Raw genomic sequence first — 15441 nt, 5'->3', positions numbered from 1 at the left:
CGCTGAATGATCAAACTACGGGTCCATTGAGCAGCGGCACGAAACGTACGGTATCCAGAAGATGGCGGGAAAAGCCGTTTTCCTCTCGAATGATCAGCATCAGTTGCTGGACTTCGCCGGCACCCACCGGAATCACCAGGCGCCCACCGGGCGCCAGTTGTTCGAGCAGGGCCTGCGGCACGTCGGCGGCCGCCGCGGTGACGATGATGCCGTTGTAGGGCGCCAGTGCCGGCCAACCCTCCCAACCATCGCCCCAGCGAAAGACCACATTACGCAGCTTGAGTTCGGCCAGGCGCTCCTTGGCACGGTCCTGTAGCGCCTGGATGCGCTCGACCGAGAACACCCGCTCGACCAGTTGCGCCAGCACGGCGGTCTGGTAGCCCGAGCCAGTACCGATCTCCAGCACCTTGTCCAGCGGGCCGTCGGCCAGCAGCAGCTCGCTCATGCGGGCGACCATGAACGGCTGGGAAATCGTCTGGTTGTGGCCGATGGGCAGCGCGGTGTCCTCGTAGGCCCGATGCGCCAGGGCCTCGTCGACGAACAGGTGGCGCGGCGTGCGGCGAATCACCTCGAGCACGTGGGGATTGGACAGCCCCTCCTCGTAGAGCCGCTGGATCAGGCGATCGCGCGTGCGCTGGGATGTCATGCCGGAGCCGTGGAGCAACAGGCTGTCTTGTCCGCGATGGTTCACAGCACATTCTCCAGCCAGCTTTCGAGGCCCTTGAAGGCCTCATGGAAGGTCCGGTCCAGCTGCAGCGGCGTGATCGACACGTAGCCCTGCATGACGGCGTGGAAGTCGGTGCCCGGGCCACCGTCCTCGACGTCGCCGGCGACCGAGATCCAGTAGCCCTCCTTGCCGCGCGGGTTGGCCTGCTTGACCGGCGGCTTGGCCCGGCTGCGATGCCCCAGGCGGGTGAGCTGGATGCCGCGGATGTGGTCCAGCGGCAGGTTCGGCACATTCACGCTGAGCACGGTGCGCGGCGGCAGGTCGAGTTGGTCGTGCTTCTCCACCAGCGTGCGGGCGATGTAGGCGGCCGTCGGCAGGTTCTCCGGCGAGCGCGAGATCAGCGAGAAGGCAAAGGCGGGAAGGCCGGTGAAACGCCCCTCGATGGCGGCGGCGACCGTGCCGGAATAGAGCACGTCGTCGCCCAGGTTGGCACCGAGGTTGATTCCCGAGACCACCATGTCCGGGGTGTCGTCGAGCAGGCCATTGAGTCCCAGGTGCACGCAATCGGTGGGCGAGCCGTTCAGGCCGATGAAACCGTTGGGCATGCTCACCGGATGCAGCGGGCGGTCCAGGGTGAGCGCGCTGCTGGCGCCGCTCATGTCCTGGATCGGGGCTACCACCTTGCACTCGGCATAATCGGCCAGCGCGTCGTAAAGCGCGGCGAGCCCGGGTGCATACACCCCGTCGTCGTTGGCGATCAGAATACGCATCAGATGTCCGTCTGCCCTGCCAGGCTGACCAGCTCGCGCACCACGGCGGTGGCGAAGCATCCGGTCGGCAGGACGAATTCCAGTTGCAGAATGTCAGGCTCGGGATAATGCCATGACAAACCGCCGATGGGGAGGCGAAGAATGCGCCGTTCGTGCTTCATGCCGCTTGCGCCAGCCAATTGGCGATTGCCGGCTCGGCAGCGGCGACACGCTGCTCCAGCGCCTGGATTCCGCCGCCTGCCGGCGACTCGCCACTGCCCCACAACGGGCCGGTGGGGTGCAGGTCGAGAATCGCCAGCCGCGGGTCGCTGCACTCGGCCTCGCCTGCCGGGAAAAAGCTGCGGCTGTCGGTGAAGGCGAGCAGGTCGCCCACCTGCGCCCGATCCCAGCTCGCCTCGGCGACCCGCTCGGCCAGGACCCGGTTGAACAGGTAGCTGCGCCCGGCCGAGAGCAGCCGCGAGCGCAGGTTGCGCTGCAGCGGCAGTTCCCCTCGGGCGGCGAAGTCGCGGGCGCCGTGCAGGTTGCCGCCCTCGTGACCGAAGCGCTGCAGGCCGAAGTAGTTGGGCACGCCACGGGCCTTGATCCGCTCCAGTCGGGCATCGAGCGCCGCCTGCTCGCCACGCAGCTCGGTCAGGCGCAGGGTGAAACCGTTGGCCGAATGCGCGCCACGCTGCAGCTTGCGCTGGTGGCGCGTGCGCTGGAGGATCGCCAGGCTTTCGTTCTCCGCCGCCGCCAGGTCCGGATCGGCCTTGCCCGGCAGGTGCAGGCTGAACCACTGCCGGGTCAGCGCCTGGCGGTCCTTCAGCCCGGCGTAGCTGATCATCTTCAGCGGCACCCCGGCGGCGCGGGCGATGCGCCTGGCGGCCTCCTCGGTATTCAGGTTGCGCTTTTCCACCCACAACCACAGGTGTTCGCCCTCGCCGGACAGCGGGATGTCGAGCACCTCGTCGACCTGGAAATCCTCGGCGACGGCCTTCAGTACCGCGCTACCGCAGGGCTCGCCATGGGCACGCGGCCCGAGCAGCTGCGCCTCGTTCATGCGTGAACCAGCAAGGCGACCGCATGCACCGCGATCCCCTCCTCGCGCCCGGCGAAGCCGAGCTTCTCGGTGGTGGTGGCCTTGACGTTGACCTGGTCCATCTCGACCTGCAGGTCCTTGGCAATCAGCGCGCGCATGCGCTCGATGTGCGGCGCCATCTTCGGCGCCTGGGCGACGATGGTGGCGTCGACGTTGCCGACCTTCCAGCCCTTGGCCTTCACCTGCTCGAGTACGTGGCGCAGCAGCACGCGGCTGTCGGCCCCCTTGAACTGCGGGTCGGTGTCGGGGAAGTGCTTGCCGATGTCGCCCAGCGCCGCGGCGCCGAGCAGCGCATCGCTCAGCGCATGCAGCAGCACATCACCGTCGGAATGGGCCAGCAGCCCGAACCTGTGTGGAATTCGCACGCCGCCGAGCGTGATGAAATCGCCCTCGCCGAAGCGGTGCACGTCGAAGCCATGGCCGATACGCATAGAAAGAACACCCTGGAAAACTCAGGTGGCGATTCTACAGGAGCGAACAGCCGCAGCGCGGGCGCTTCATCATCGATAGCGGCGATAGGCACCATCAGACGAATCGATCACATATCGTTTTATTCCGATATATAGTTCGCCTCATTCCGATATACGACTGCGAAACAGCCCATGCCCGACGATTTCGACGACATCATCAAGGCGCTCGCCCATCCCCTGCGCCGCGACATCCTGCGCTGGCTCAAGGAGCCGCAGCGCTACTTCGCCGAGCAGCACCACTCGCTGGAGAACGGTGTCTGCGCCGGGCAGATCGACCAGCGCGCGGGCCTCTCGCAATCGACGGTATCGGCGCACCTGGCCACCCTGCAGAAAGCCGGGCTGATCAGCAGCCGGAAGGTTGGCCAGTGGCACTTCTTCAAGCGCAACGACGAGGTCATCCAGGCCTTCGTCGAGCGTATCGGCCAGGATCTCTGACCGTTTTATCGAACCACCCTCGCGTACAGGAGCAGCACGGCTATGCCCACACTCTTCGACCCGATCAGGATCGGCGACCTGGAACTGAACAACCGTATCATCATGGCGCCCCTGACCCGCTGCCGCGCCGAGCCCGGCCGCGTGCCCGGCGAGCTGATGGTCGAGTACTACAGCCAGCGCGCCGATGCCGGCCTGATCATCAGCGAAGCCACCTCGGTGACACCGATGGGCGTCGGCTATCCGGACACGCCCGGCATCTGGTCCGCCGAGCAGGTGCAGGGCTGGAAGAAGATCACCGATGCCGTGCACGCCAAGGGCGGCAAGATCGTCTTGCAGCTCTGGCACGTCGGACGCATCTCCGATCCGCTCTACCTCGACGGCCAGCTGCCGGTCGCGCCCAGCGCCATCAAGCCGGCCGGGCATGTCAGCCTGGTGCGGCCAATGAAGGACTACGAGACGCCGCGCGCATTGCAGACCGAGGAAATCCCCGACATCGTCGAGGCCTATCGCAAGGGGGCCGAGAACGCCAAGGAAGCCGGTTTCGACGGTGTGGAGATCCATGGCGCCAACGGCTACCTGCTCGACCAGTTCCTGCAGGACAGCACCAACCAGCGCAGCGACGCCTACGGCGGCTCGCTGGAGAACCGCGCACGGTTGCTGCTGGAAGTGACCGATGCCGCCATCTCGGTCTGGGGCGCCGGCCGCGTCGGCATGCATCTGGCGCCGCGTGCCGACTCCCATGATATGGGCGATTCCAACCGCGCGGAGACCTTCGGCTACGTCGCCCGCGAGTTGGGCAAGCGCGGCATCGCCTTCATCTGCACCCGCGAGAAGGCCGGCGAGGACAGCCTCGGTCCGCAGTTGAAGCAGATTTTCGGCGGCGTCTATATCGCCAACGAGCGCTTCACCGGGGAACAGGCCAACGCCTGGCTGGCCGAAGGCAAGGCCGATGCGGTGGCGTTCGGCATTCCCTTCATCGCCAACCCGGACCTGGTCGAGCGGCTGCGCCGGAATGCTCCGCTGAACGAGCCCAGGCCCGAACTGTTCTATGCCCAAGGTGCCGAAGGCTACACCGATTATCCGTCGCTCTAGCTCCTGGCGATGGAAAGGCCCGACCGGGAACTCCGGCCGGGCCTTTTTTGTGACGGTCGTTCCTGGCGGTAGACGCATGGATGAGGCTACGCCGTCATCCACCCTACGCCCTCAACGCCGCGGCATGCGGCCTCGTAGGGTGGAAACCGCAAAGCGTTTTCCACGCGGCCGGCGCATCAAGCAAACGCCCCGGCCAGCATATTCGCCGGCGAACCAGACGCGTGGATGAGGCTACGCCGTCATCCACCCTACGCCTTCAACGCCGCGGCGTGATGGCGCAGGTGGTCATCGATGAAGCTGGAGATGAAGTAGTAGCTGTGGTCGTAGCCGGGCTGGATGCGCAGCGTCAGCGGGTGATCGGCCACCTTGGCTGCCGCCTCCAACGCCTCGGGCTTCAACTGGCTGACCATGAAGTCGTCGCGATCGCCCTGGTCCACCAGGATCGGCAGTTTCTCGCCAGCCTCGGCGATCAGCGTGCAGGCGTCCCACTCGCGCCAGCGCGAACGGTCCGCGCCCAGATAGTGGGTGAAGGCCTTCTCGCCCCACGGGCAGTTCAGCGGATTGACGATCGGCGCGAAGGCCGACAGCGACCGGTAACGGCCCGGGTTCTTCAGCGCGCAGATCAACGCGCCGTGACCGCCCATGGAGTGCCCGCTGATGCCGCGCCTGTCGGACACCGGGAAATTCGCCTCGATCAGCGCCGGCAGTTCGTCCACCACGTAGTCGTACATGCGGTAGTGCTGCGCCCAGGGCTGTTCGGTAGCGTTGAGGTAGAACCCGCGCCCAGGCCGAAGTCCCAGGCACCCTCGGGGTCGTCCGGCACGCCGGCGCCGCGCGGGCTGGTATCCGGCGCCACGATGATCAGGCCGAGCTCCGCCGCCAGGCGATGGGCGCCGGCCTTCTGCATGAAGTTCTCGTCCGTGCAGGTCAGCCCGGACAGCCAGTACAGCACCGGCAGCTGCTCGCCCTGCTCGGCCTGCGGCGGCAGGTACACGGCGAAGACCATGTCGCAGTTCAGGCTGCGCGAACGATGCCGGTAGCGCTTGTGCCAGCCACCGAAGCTTTTCTGGCAGGAAAGGTTTTCAAGGGTCATGGGTAGGCCTCGCGTAGGGTGGAAAACCGCGAAGCGTTTTCCACCTGCCGAGGTGGATAAGCCGTCTGGCGACGGCGTTAGCCACCCTCCGGATCAATAGTGGATGACGGTACGGATGCTCTTGCCCTCGTGCATCAGGTCGAAGGCCTCGTTGATCTTTTCCAGCGGCAGGTTGTGGGTGATGAAGGTATCCAGCGGGATCTCGCCACTCTGCGCTTTCGCCACGTAGCCCGGCAGTTCGGTACGCCCCTTGACGCCGCCGAAGGCCGAACCGCGCCAGACGCGCCCGGTGACCAGCTGGAACGGCCGGGTGCTGATCTCCTGGCCGGCACCGGCAACGCCGATGATGGTCGACTCGCCCCAGCCCTTGTGGCAGCACTCCAGCGCCGCGCGCATCAGTTGCACGTTGCCGACGCACTCGAAGCTGTAGTCGACGCCGCCGTCGGTCATCTCGACGATCACCTCCTGGATCGGCTTGTCGTGCTCCTTGGGATTGACGAAGTCGGTGGCGCCCAGCTCCTCGGCGATGGCGAACTTGCCCGGATTGATGTCGATGGCGATGATCCGGCTGGCCTTGGCCATCTTGGCGCCGATGATCGCCGCCAGGCCGATGCCGCCCAGGCCGAAGATGGCGACCGTGGCGCCCTCTTCCACCTTGGCCGTGTTGAGCACCGCGCCGATACCGGTGGTCACGCCGCAACCCAGCAGGCAGACCTTCTCCAGCGGCGCCTCCTTGGGAATCACCGCCACCGAGACTTCCGGCAGCACGGTGTACTCGGAGAAGGTCGAGCAGCCCATGTAGTGATAGATCGGCTCGCCGTTGTAGCTGAAGCGGCTGGTGCCGTCCGGCATCAGGCCCTTGCCCTGGGTGGCGCGCACCGAGCTGCACAGGTTGGTCTTGCCGGACTTGCAGAACTTGCACTCGCGGCATTCGGCGGTGTACAGCGGGATCACATGGTCACCGACGGCCACCGAGATGACGCCCTCGCCCACCGCCTCGACGATACCGCCGCCCTCATGGCCGAGAATGCACGGGAAGACGCCTTCGGAGTCCTCGCCCGACAGCGTATAGGCGTCGGTATGGCATACGCCGGTGGCGACGATGCGGATCAGCACTTCGCCGGCCTTGGGCGGCTCAACGTCCACTTCCACGATCTTCAGGGGCTGGTTGGGGCCGAAGGCGACCGCGGCGCGCGACTTGATGGTCATGGCATCACTCTCGTTGTGTGTCAGGGAAAGCGGAAAGTGTAATTCACTCTCCAACTGGCTTAATGAGCGTTTCGGGAAAACATTATTGCTGCCGAGGGACAATACGCTACCATTTCGTACAACCGTTCCCAGTCCCCCAAGTTGTCTATGCCTGAGTTGTCTGTTGCGGATGGACGTCCCCCTGTAGGAGCGGGCCATGCCCGCGAATATTCAGCGTGCAAAAGCGTCGCGGGCATGGCCCGCTCCTATCACTTCGAGCAACACATGACTGGACACTGCCTGCCGTTTTCCCGGAGCTCCCGATGAATCGCTGGGAAGGCCTCGACGAATTCGTCGCCGTCGCCGAATGTGGCAGCTTCATGCGCGCCGCCGAGCGCCTGCGCGTATCGTCCTCGCACGTCAGCCGCCAGGTCGCCCGCCTCGAGGAACGGCTGCAGGCACGCCTGCTCTACCGCACCACCCGCCGCGTGTCGCTGACCGAGGCGGGGCACACCTTCTTCACCCGCTGCCAGCGGCTGATCGAGGAGCGCGACGAAGCCTTCCTGGCGATCAGCGACCTGCATGCCGCGCCGACCGGGCTGCTGCGCATGACTGCCGCGGTGGCCTACGGCGAGCGCTTCATCGTGCCGCTGGTGAACGAATTCATGGCTCGCCACCCGCAACTGCGGGTCGAGATCGAGCTGTCCAACCGCACCCTGGACCTGGTGCAGGAAGGCTACGACCTGGCGATTCGTCTGGGCCGCCTCGGCGACTCGCGGCTGGTCGCCAGCCGTATCGCGCCCCGGGCGATGTACCTGTGTGCCGCACCGGCCTACCTGGAGCGCTACGGGCGCCCGCACACCCTGTCGGAACTGGCGCGGCACAACTGCCTGATCGGTACGGGCGATACCTGGGCATTCCAGGTCGACGGTCGCGAGCAGCACTTCAAACCGACCGGCAACTGGCGCTGCAACAGCGGCCAGGCCGTGCTGGATGCCGCCCTGCGCGGTTTCGGCCTGTGCCAGTTGCCGGACTACTACGTGCAGGAACCGCTGCGCCGCGGGGAGCTGGTCTCGCTGCTCGAAGCCAACCAGCCGCCGGACACCGCCGTCTGGGCGATATATCCGCAGCGGCGCTACCCGCTGCCCAAGGTTCGCCTGCTGATCGAGGCGCTGAAGACCGGGCTCGCGCGCTGCCCGGAATATGCCGGCGAGGAACGCTGAACCGAGCCCGGCACCATGCGTCCGAGGGGGCGGCAGGCGGCGGAACCCAGCCCCGCTTGCCACGTCGTAACTTCTGTAGCTGCATATCCTTCGCGTCTTCGCGCACGGGTATGCAGCGCTTCAATCAGGAGGACACCATGCAGGTTCTGGTGAACAGCAATCACAGCGTCGACGTTTCCAACGGCCTGGAGGAACGCATCAGGGCGACCGTGGAGAGCGAACTGGAACGTTTCGATGGCCAGTTGACCCGGGTCGAAGTTCATCTCAACGACGAAAACAGCGGCAAGAGCGGCCCGCAGGACAAACGCTGCCAGATGGAGGCGCGGGTCAAGGGGCACGAGCCGATTTCCGCCACGCACAAGGCCGAATCGCTGGACCTGGCGATCAACGGCGCCGCGGAGAAACTCAATCACGCCCTGAGCCATGCGCTCGACAAATTCAATCGCCACTGACCACCGGCCAACGATGGCCACAGAAAGCGCCATCAATCACCACTGCGAGGGACCGAATCACCAATTCGATGGAGGCCACCCATGAACCGCCTGCTCGACCGCGAAACCCTTTCCCAACTGCTGTCACGGCGCGAAGGGCCGTGTCTGTCGCTCTACCAGCCCACCCATCGCAGCTTCCCTGAACGCCAGCAGGACCCGATCCGCTTCAAGCATCTGGTCCGGCAACTGGAAGATGCCCTCAAGCAGCAGGGCCACGGCGAACAGGTGCCGTCGCTGCTCAAGCCATTCCATGCGCTGGTCGACGACAACGACTTCTGGAACCATAGCCTTGACGGCCTGGCAGCGTTCGCCGCGAAGGATTACTTCGAGGTCTATCGTCTGCAGCGCAGCGTGCCGGAGCTGGCCGTGGCCAACGAGCGCATGCACCTCAAGCCGCTGCTGCGCATCGCCCAGTCGGCCGACCGCTACCAGATCCTCTGCCTGTCGCGCGACTCGGTGCGCCTGTTCGAGGGCAACCGCGATGCGCTCGACGAAGTGAAGCTGCACGAGGCGGTACCGCGCACCCTCACCGAGGCGCTGGGCAGCGATATGACCGACAAGGGCCAGAGCGGCTTCGTCCAGGGCTACAGCCGCGCCGGCGAGCGCGGCGACTCCATGCAGGTCGAGGCCGGCGGCAGCGGCAAGCAGGCGGAGATCGATCGCGACCGCGACCGTTTCTTCCGCGAGGTCGACCGGGCGATCGCCGAGCATCACTCGAAACCCTCGGGGCTGCCGCTGATCCTCGCCGCACTGCCGGAGCAGCAGCCGCACTTCCGCCGTATCAGCCATAACGAGCAGCTGCTGGCCGAAGGCATCGAGATCGGCCAGGGCACGCTGAGCACCAACGAGCTGCGTGAAAAGAGCTGGCTGGTCATGCAGCCACGCTACCTCAAGCGCCTCGAGGGCCTGCTCGAGCAGTTCGGCTCCTCCCACGGCCAGGGTCTGGGCTCGGATCGCCTGGAGGACATCGGCGAAGCTACCCAGCAAGGCCGGGTCGCCACCCTGCTGGTGGAGGCCGAACGCAAGATTCCCGGGCAGGCCGACAAGGCCCGGGGCAAGGCGATCCCCGGGGACGGGGACGGCATGACCACGCCGGACCTGCTCGACGAGCTGACCATCTGGACCCTGGAACAAGGCGGCGAAGTAGTCGTGGTGCCGGTGGAGCGCATGCCTACCGCCACCGGGGCCGCGGCGATCTATCGCTTCTGAGGGCATATGGCAGACAGGCCCCGGCCTGTCTGCCATGACCGCGAGTTCAAGCCTTCCAGCACCGCTCGAGCCAGAGCAGGTCCTCGGGCCGGGTGATCTTCAGGTTGTCCGCGCGGCCTTCCACCAGGCGCGGCGAAAGCCCTGCCCACTCGATGGCCGACGCCTCGTCGGTGACCGTCGCCCCGGCCTCCAGCGCCGCCGCGAGCGAGCGTTGCAGGCCGCCCAGATGGAACATCTGCGGCGTATAGGCCTGCCAGATCACGCTGCGATCCACGGTTTCCACGACCCGGCCATCCGGGCCTGCACGCTTGAGCGTGTCGCACGCGGGCACGGCCAGCAGGCCGCCCACCGCGTCGTCGGCCAGCTCGGCCAGCAATCTGTCCAGATCGCTGCGGGCCAGGTTGGGCCGCGCCGCATCGTGCACCAGCACCCAGTCGCCAGCGCCGGCGCCGAGCTCGCGCAGGCGCTGCAGGCCGCCCAGCACCGAATCGCAACGCTCGCTGCCACCGGCCGCGCGCTGGATACGGGTGTCGCGCGCACACGGCAGGTCCTGCCAGTACGGATCGTCGGGCGCCAGGCAGACCACCAGCCCCAGCAGCCGGGGATGGTCGAGAAAGCAGTCCAGCGTGTGTTCGAGGATGCAGCGCCCAGCCAGTTGCAGGTACTGCTTGGGTCGGTCGGCGCGCATGCGGCTGCCGATGCCGGCGGCCGGAATCACCACCCAGAAGGCAGGAAGGTCGTGTGGGTTCATTCGATCAGCTGATAGAGGGTCTCGCCCTCTTTGACCATGCCGAGTTCCTGGCGGGCACGTTCCTCGACGGTTTCCATGCCCTGCTTGAGCTCCAGGACTTCCGCCTCGAGAATCCGGTTGCGCTCCAGCAGCCGCTCGTTCTCGCCCTGCTGCTCGGCGATCTGCTTGTTCAGGCTGCTGACCTGGGCCAGGCTGCCCTCACCCACCCACAGGCGATACTGCAAGCCGCCCAAGAGCAGAATCAGCACGACGAACAACCAGTAAGGGCGACGCATAGCAGGCATGAAACGGCTTCGGCTGTATTCGAATATGGGAAAGCGGTGACCGGCGGCGGCTGCTCTTTCTCGGAAACCGGCTTTCAGGATTGAAGCAAAAAAGGGCGACTCACGCCGCCCTTTTTTAGAATGCCGCGGCTCAGAGCCTGTTCACGATCTCGCGAGCTAGAGTCCTGCAAGGCAAAAACAGGCGAGGAAGCGGAGTTTACTGATGTAAATGAGCATGACTCACTCCGTTCGCCCTTCGGGCCGCGCTAAAGCGCGTTAGCCGCAAGCGGCTTGCCGAGCCTGTTTTTAACGCCGCAGGGCCGACGCGCAGCAGATCATGAACAGGTTCTCAGCCGCGGAATTCGGCACGGCCCTTGTACGGCGCCTTGCCGGCCAGCTGCTCCTCGATGCGCAGCAGCTGGTTGTACTTCGACACGCGGTCGGAGCGGCACAGCGAACCGGTCTTGATCTGACCGGCGGCAGTGCCCACGGCCAGGTCGGCGATGGTGCTGTCCTCGGTCTCGCCGCTGCGGTGCGAGATCACCGCGGTGTAGCCGGCGGCCTTGGCCATCTGGATGGCTTCCAGGGTTTCGCTCAGCGAGCCGATCTGGTTGAACTTGATCAGGATCGAGTTGGCGATGCCCTTGTCGATGCCTTCCTTGAGGATCTTGGTGTTGGTGACGAACAGGTCGTCGCCGACCAGTTGGACCTTCTCGCCGATCTTGTCGGTCAGCGCCTTCCAGCCGGCCCAGTCGGACTCGTCCATGCCGTCTTCGATGGAGATGATCGGATAACGTTGGCTCAGGCCGGCCAGGTAGTCGGCGAAGCCTTCGGCGTCGAACACCTTGCCTTCACCGGCCAGGTCGTACTTGCCGTCCTTGTAGAACTCGCTGGAGGCGCAGTCCAGGGCCAGGGTCACGTCGCTGCCCAGCGTGTAGCCGGCCTTCGCGACCGCCTCGGCAATGGCGCCCAGTGCGTCCTCGTTGGAGGCCAGGTTCGGCGCGAAACCGCCCTCGTCGCCCACCGCAGTGTTCAGGCCGCGAGCCTTGAGCACGGCCTTGAGGTGATGGAAGATCTCGGCGCCCATGCGCAGCGCGTCGGCGAAGGTCTTGGCGCCGACCGGCTGGACCATGAATTCCTGGATGTCGACGTTATTGTCGGCATGCTCGCCGCCGTTGATGATGTTCATCATCGGCACCGGCATGGAGTACTGGCCGGGAGTGCCGTTGAGGTCGGCGATGTGCGCGTAGAGCGGCACGCCCTTGGCCTGGGCGGCGGCCTTGGCGGCGGCCAGGGACACGGCGAGGATGGCGTTGGCGCCCAGCTTGGCCTTGTTCTCGGTACCGTCCAGCTCGATCATCGCCTGGTCCAGGCCCTTCTGGTCGACCGGGTCCTTGCCCAGCAGCAGATCGCGGATCGGGCCGTTGACGTTGGCCACGGCGGTCAGCACGCCCTTGCCCAGGTAGCGGCTCTTGTCGCCATCACGCAGCTCCAGCGCCTCGCGCGAACCGGTGGATGCACCGGACGGCGCACAGGCACTGCCGATGATGCCGTTGTCGAGGATCACGTCGGCTTCCACGGTGGGGTTGCCACGGGAATCGAGAACTTCACGCCCCTTGATGTCGACGATCTTTGCCATTGTTGTTAACACTCCGTAGATAGCTGCAAGGCTTCAAGCAGTTTCGATTGGCGGGAAATTCTTGACCAGGTCATCCAGCTGCTTGAGCTGGGTGAGGAAAGGCTCCAGCTTGTCCAGGCGCAGGGCGCACGGACCGTCGCACTTGGCATTGTCCGGGTCCGGATGCGCTTCGAGGAACAGCCCGGCCAGCCCCTGGGACAGGCCGGCCTTGGCCAGGTCGGTGACCTGGGCACGACGACCACCGGCCGAGTCGGCACGCCCACCGGGCATCTGCAGGGCATGGGTGACGTCGAAGAACACCGGGTACTCGAACTGCTTCATGATGCCGAAGCCGAGCATGTCGACCACCAGGTTGTTGTAGCCGAAGGACGAACCGCGCTCGCAGAGGATCAGCTGGTCGTTACCGGCCTCCTCGCATTTGCGCAGGATGTGCTTCATTTCCTGCGGGGCGAGGAACTGCGCCTTCTTGATGTTTATCACCGCGCCGGTCTTGGCCATCGCCACCACCAGGTCGGTCTGCCGCGAAAGGAAGGCCGGCAGCTGGATGATGTCGCAGACCTCGGCCACCGGCTGCGCCTGCCAGGGCTCGTGCACGTCGGTGATGACCGGCACGCCGAAGGTCTTCTTCACTTCCTCGAAGATCTTCATCCCCTCTTCCAGGCCGGGGCCACGGAACGAGGTGATGGAGGAGCGGTTGGCCTTGTCGAAGCTGGCCTTGAACACGTAGGGGATGCCGAGCTTCTCGGTCACCCGCACGTATTCTTCGCAGGCCTGCATGGCCAGGTCGCGGGACTCCAGCACGTTGATCCCGCCGAACAGCACGAACGGCTTGTCGTTGGCGATCTCGATGCCGCCTACGCGGATGGTCTTCTGGCTCATGCCTTCTTCGCCTTGTAGTCCAGTGCGGCGTTGACGAAGCCGCTGAACAGCGGATGGCCGTCACGCGGCGTGGAGGTGAATTCCGGGTGGAACTGGCAGGCGACGAACCAGGGATGGTCCGGCGCCTCGACCACTTCCACCAGCGCGCCGTCGCCGGAACGGCCGGTAATCTTCAGCCCCGCCGCCTGCAGTTGCGGCAGCAGGTTGTTGTTCACTTCGTAGCGATGGCGATGGCGCTCGACGATGCGCTCCTGGCCATAGCATTCGAATACCTTCGAGCCCGGCTCCAGGCCACACTCCTGGGCGCCCAGGCGCATGGTGCCGCCCAGGTCCGAGGTATCGCTGCGGGTTTCCACCGCGCCACTGGCGTCTTCCCATTCAGTGATCAGGCCGACCACCGGATGGCCGCTGTTCTTGTCGAACTCGGTGGAATTGGCGTCTTCCCAGCCCAGCACGTCGCGGGCGAACTCGATGACCGCGACCTGCATGCCCAGGCAGATGCCCAGGTAGGGAATCCTGTTCTCGCGCGCATAGCGGACCGTGGCGATCTTGCCTTCCACGCCACGCAGGCCGAAGCCGCCCGGCACCAGGATGGCATCGACGCCTTGCAGCAGGCCGACGCCCTGGTTCTCGATGTCTTCGGAGTCGATATAGCGCAGGTTCACCTTGGTACGGCTCTGGATGCCAGCGTGGCTCATCGCCTCGATCAGAGACTTGTAGGCATCCAGAAGTTCCATGTACTTGCCGACCATGGCGATGGTGACTTCCTTCTCGGGATGCAGCTTGGCATCGACCACACGGTCCCACTCGGACAGGTCGGCGCCACGGCATTCGAGGCCGAAACGCTCGACCACGTAGTCATCGAGGCCCTGGGCATGCAGGATGCCCGGGATCTTGTAGATGGTGTCGGCGTCCGGCAGGCTGATCACCGCGCGCTCTTCGACGTTGGTGAACAGCGCGATCTTGCGCCGCGAGGAGACGTCGATGGCGCGGTCGGAACGGCAGACCAGCACGTCCGGCTGCAGGCCGATGGAGCGCAGTTCCTTGACCGAATGCTGGGTCGGCTTGGTCTTGGTCTCGCCGGCGGTGGCGATGTAGGGCACCAGCGTCAGGTGCATCAGCATGGCGCGCTTGGCGCCGACTTCCACGCGCAGCTGGCGGATCGCCTCGAGGAAGGGTTGCGACTCGATGTCGCCGACGGTGCCGCCGACTTCCACCAGGGCCACGTCGGCATCGCCGGCGCCTTGATGATGCGGCGCTTGATCTCGTCGGTGATGTGCGGGATGACCTGGATGGTCGCGCCAGGTAGTCGCCACGGCGCTCACGACGCAGCACGTCCTCGTAGACGCGGCCGGTGGTGAAGTTGTTGTTCTGGGTCATGCGGGTGCGGATGAACCGCTCGTAGTGGCCCAGGTCAAGGTCGGTCTCGGCGCCGTCGTGGGTGACGAACACCTCACCGTGCTGGAACGGGCTCATGGTGCCCGGATCGACGTTGATGTAAGGGTCCAGCTTGAGCATCGTGACCTTCAGGCCCCGCGCCTCCAGGATGGCCGCCAATGAAGCCGAGGCGATGCCTTTCCCCAATGAAGAAACAACACCACCCGTGACGAAGATGTAGCGCGTCATGAAAAACCCTAGAAGTCTGCGTTAAGCGGCCGGCGCCGCCGGGGGAAAGCGAAGGTGCCATTGCTCGCCGATCGGCAATAGCGCAACTGCCACGGAGTCGAAGAAACCGCAGAAGCTGTATTGAGACGGGAGCGTAGTCTACCGGAAAGGCCTTATCAGCTCAAACCGCTAAAAAGGGGGTGTGCGCCAAGACAGGGCAGGCCATCCCGCGCTCAACTGCGGCAGATTGGCCACCGCGATCAGCTCGCCGTCGCGGTACAGCAAGGGTAGGCGCGCGCGCACGAAGCCCGGCAGACCGGCCTCGTTGAGCAGGCGCTTGAGATCGCGACGGCCGCGCCCGGGTACCGCGAGCACTTCGCCGCCCTGGCGGTAGCGCACCTGCAATCGGCCGGAGGGCGGCGTCCCGTCCAGCCGCAGCGTTCCGTTGCCGGGCAACTCCAGGGCGACACCCGGTTGCGGCCAGTCGACCGGGCCGCCGGTCGGCTCCAGCCAGCCATCGGGCAGCCACCAGATCCTCTCCCCGCCGCGCTGCAACTCGCCACCGGCCAGCCGCCAGCGGGGCGTGGC

At 65.7% G+C, this 15441-nt stretch carries 13 protein-coding genes and 4 pseudogenes; 5 read left to right on the top strand and 12 right to left on the bottom strand.

Annotated elements, in window-relative coordinates:
• Positions 1–10: 10 nt before the first annotated feature.
• The 4 genes and pseudogenes from BAY1663_RS14490 to ispF form a co-directional block, all read right to left on the bottom strand.
• The gene (locus BAY1663_RS14490; protein WP_037042092.1) at positions 11–646 is read right to left on the bottom strand and encodes a protein-L-isoaspartate(D-aspartate) O-methyltransferase; all 636 of its coding nucleotides are present in this window, start codon (positions 644–646) and stop codon (positions 11–13) included.
• A gap of 41 nt (positions 647–687) precedes the next feature.
• Positions 688–1437 carry a 5'/3'-nucleotidase SurE gene (gene surE, locus BAY1663_RS14485; RefSeq protein WP_037042060.1) on the bottom strand — a complete coding sequence of 250 codons (750 nt, stop codon included), beginning with the start codon at positions 1435–1437 and terminating at the stop codon, positions 688–690.
• Positions 1437–2476 (bottom strand): annotated as a pseudogene (gene truD / locus BAY1663_RS14480) (tRNA pseudouridine(13) synthase TruD). Before truD ends, surE begins: the two are co-directional and overlap by 1 nt.
• Positions 2473–2946, bottom strand: a complete 474-nt coding sequence (gene ispF / locus BAY1663_RS14475) for a 2-C-methyl-D-erythritol 2,4-cyclodiphosphate synthase (protein ID WP_037042059.1) — start codon at positions 2944–2946, stop codon at positions 2473–2475. Before ispF ends, truD begins: the two are co-directional and overlap by 4 nt.
• A gap of 171 nt (positions 2947–3117) precedes the next feature.
• Here ispF and BAY1663_RS14470 point away from each other — a divergent pair, with 171 nt between their 5' ends.
• On the top strand, positions 3118–3420 hold the full coding sequence (locus BAY1663_RS14470; RefSeq protein WP_037042057.1) for a helix-turn-helix transcriptional regulator: 303 nt from the start codon (positions 3118–3120) through the stop codon (positions 3418–3420).
• Between the two features lie 42 nt (positions 3421–3462).
• Positions 3463–4512 carry an alkene reductase gene (locus tag BAY1663_RS14465; protein ID WP_037042055.1) on the top strand — a complete coding sequence of 350 codons (1050 nt, stop codon included), beginning with the start codon at positions 3463–3465 and terminating at the stop codon, positions 4510–4512.
• A gap of 248 nt (positions 4513–4760) precedes the next feature.
• On the opposite strand, the pseudogene fghA reads toward BAY1663_RS14465, so the two are convergent.
• Both fghA and BAY1663_RS14455 read right to left on the bottom strand, forming a co-directional pair.
• A pseudogene (gene fghA, locus BAY1663_RS14460) lies at positions 4761–5605 on the bottom strand (S-formylglutathione hydrolase).
• Positions 5606–5698: 93 nt separating this feature from the next.
• The gene (locus tag BAY1663_RS14455; RefSeq protein WP_037042053.1) at positions 5699–6814 is read right to left on the bottom strand and encodes an S-(hydroxymethyl)glutathione dehydrogenase/class III alcohol dehydrogenase; all 1116 of its coding nucleotides are present in this window, start codon (positions 6812–6814) and stop codon (positions 5699–5701) included.
• A gap of 302 nt (positions 6815–7116) precedes the next feature.
• On the opposite strand from BAY1663_RS14455, the gene BAY1663_RS14450 reads away from it, so the two are divergent.
• The 3 genes and pseudogenes from BAY1663_RS14450 (at position 7117) to BAY1663_RS14440 (ending at position 9716) form a co-directional block, all read left to right on the top strand.
• Positions 7117–8016 (top strand): LysR substrate-binding domain-containing protein, encoded by a 900-nt coding sequence (locus BAY1663_RS14450; protein ID WP_037042051.1) that lies wholly within the window; start codon positions 7117–7119, stop codon positions 8014–8016.
• A 137-nt stretch (positions 8017–8153) separates the two neighbouring features.
• A pseudogene (locus BAY1663_RS14445) lies at positions 8154–8453 on the top strand (HPF/RaiA family ribosome-associated protein); the annotation flags it as partial.
• A gap of 96 nt (positions 8454–8549) precedes the next feature.
• Complete coding sequence (locus BAY1663_RS14440) at positions 8550–9716, top strand: hypothetical protein (protein WP_037042041.1); 1167 nt, start codon at positions 8550–8552, stop codon at positions 9714–9716.
• A gap of 46 nt (positions 9717–9762) precedes the next feature.
• On the opposite strand, the gene ispD is transcribed toward BAY1663_RS14440, so the two are convergent.
• From ispD to tilS, 6 genes and pseudogenes are all read right to left on the bottom strand, one after another.
• The gene (gene ispD, locus BAY1663_RS14435) at positions 9763–10467 is read right to left on the bottom strand and encodes a 2-C-methyl-D-erythritol 4-phosphate cytidylyltransferase (RefSeq protein ID WP_037042040.1); all 705 of its coding nucleotides are present in this window, start codon (positions 10465–10467) and stop codon (positions 9763–9765) included.
• Entirely contained in the window at positions 10464–10742 is a 279-nt protein-coding gene (gene ftsB, locus BAY1663_RS14430; RefSeq protein ID WP_037042037.1) for a cell division protein FtsB, read from the bottom strand. The genes ispD and ftsB overlap by 4 nt, the downstream gene beginning before the upstream one ends.
• Positions 10743–11079: 337 nt before the next feature.
• Positions 11080–12369, bottom strand: coding sequence for a phosphopyruvate hydratase (eno, locus tag BAY1663_RS14425; protein WP_037042035.1), 1290 nt, complete (start codon positions 12367–12369; stop codon positions 11080–11082).
• Positions 12370–12402: 33 nt separating this feature from the next.
• The gene (gene kdsA / locus BAY1663_RS14420) at positions 12403–13248 is read right to left on the bottom strand and encodes a 3-deoxy-8-phosphooctulonate synthase (RefSeq protein WP_037042033.1); all 846 of its coding nucleotides are present in this window, start codon (positions 13246–13248) and stop codon (positions 12403–12405) included.
• Positions 13245–14874 (bottom strand): annotated as a pseudogene (locus BAY1663_RS14415) (CTP synthase). Before BAY1663_RS14415 ends, kdsA begins: the two are co-directional and overlap by 4 nt.
• A 168-nt stretch (positions 14875–15042) precedes the next feature.
• The coding region (gene tilS, locus BAY1663_RS14410; RefSeq protein WP_037042031.1) for a tRNA lysidine(34) synthetase TilS at positions 15043–15441 on the bottom strand (399 nt) is incomplete at its 5' end.

Origin of the sequence: Pseudomonas sp. BAY1663, from assembly GCF_000582595.1 — a bacterium.
In the GTDB taxonomy this organism is placed as follows: Bacteria; Pseudomonadota; Gammaproteobacteria; order Pseudomonadales; family Pseudomonadaceae; genus Stutzerimonas; species Stutzerimonas stutzeri_AF.
The sequence above is the reverse complement of the archived record's forward strand: the minus strand, read 5'-3'. Positions and strand labels throughout refer to the sequence as shown.

Bases quoted from the DNA above. Each gene is read 5' to 3' on its own strand.
- BAY1663_RS14490 (WP_037042092.1), bottom strand. From the start codon at position 646: ATGACATCCCAGCGCACGCGCGATCGCCTGATCCAGCGGCTCTACGAG.
- surE (WP_037042060.1), bottom strand. From the start codon at position 1,437: ATGCGTATTCTGATCGCCAACGACGACGGGGTGTATGCACCCGGGCTC.
- ispF (WP_037042059.1), bottom strand. From the start codon at position 2,946: ATGCGTATCGGCCATGGCTTCGACGTGCACCGCTTCGGCGAGGGCGAT.
- BAY1663_RS14470 (WP_037042057.1), top strand. From the start codon at position 3,118: ATGCCCGACGATTTCGACGACATCATCAAGGCGCTCGCCCATCCCCTG.
- BAY1663_RS14465 (WP_037042055.1), top strand. From the start codon at position 3,463: ATGCCCACACTCTTCGACCCGATCAGGATCGGCGACCTGGAACTGAAC.
- BAY1663_RS14455 (WP_037042053.1), bottom strand. From the start codon at position 6,814: ATGACCATCAAGTCGCGCGCCGCGGTCGCCTTCGGCCCCAACCAGCCC.
- BAY1663_RS14450 (WP_037042051.1), top strand. From the start codon at position 7,117: ATGAATCGCTGGGAAGGCCTCGACGAATTCGTCGCCGTCGCCGAATGT.
- BAY1663_RS14440 (WP_037042041.1), top strand. From the start codon at position 8,550: ATGAACCGCCTGCTCGACCGCGAAACCCTTTCCCAACTGCTGTCACGG.
- ispD (WP_037042040.1), bottom strand. From the start codon at position 10,467: ATGAACCCACACGACCTTCCTGCCTTCTGGGTGGTGATTCCGGCCGCC.
- ftsB (WP_037042037.1), bottom strand. From the start codon at position 10,742: ATGCGTCGCCCTTACTGGTTGTTCGTCGTGCTGATTCTGCTCTTGGGC.
- eno (WP_037042035.1), bottom strand. From the start codon at position 12,369: ATGGCAAAGATCGTCGACATCAAGGGGCGTGAAGTTCTCGATTCCCGT.
- kdsA (WP_037042033.1), bottom strand. From the start codon at position 13,248: ATGAGCCAGAAGACCATCCGCGTAGGCGGCATCGAGATCGCCAACGAC.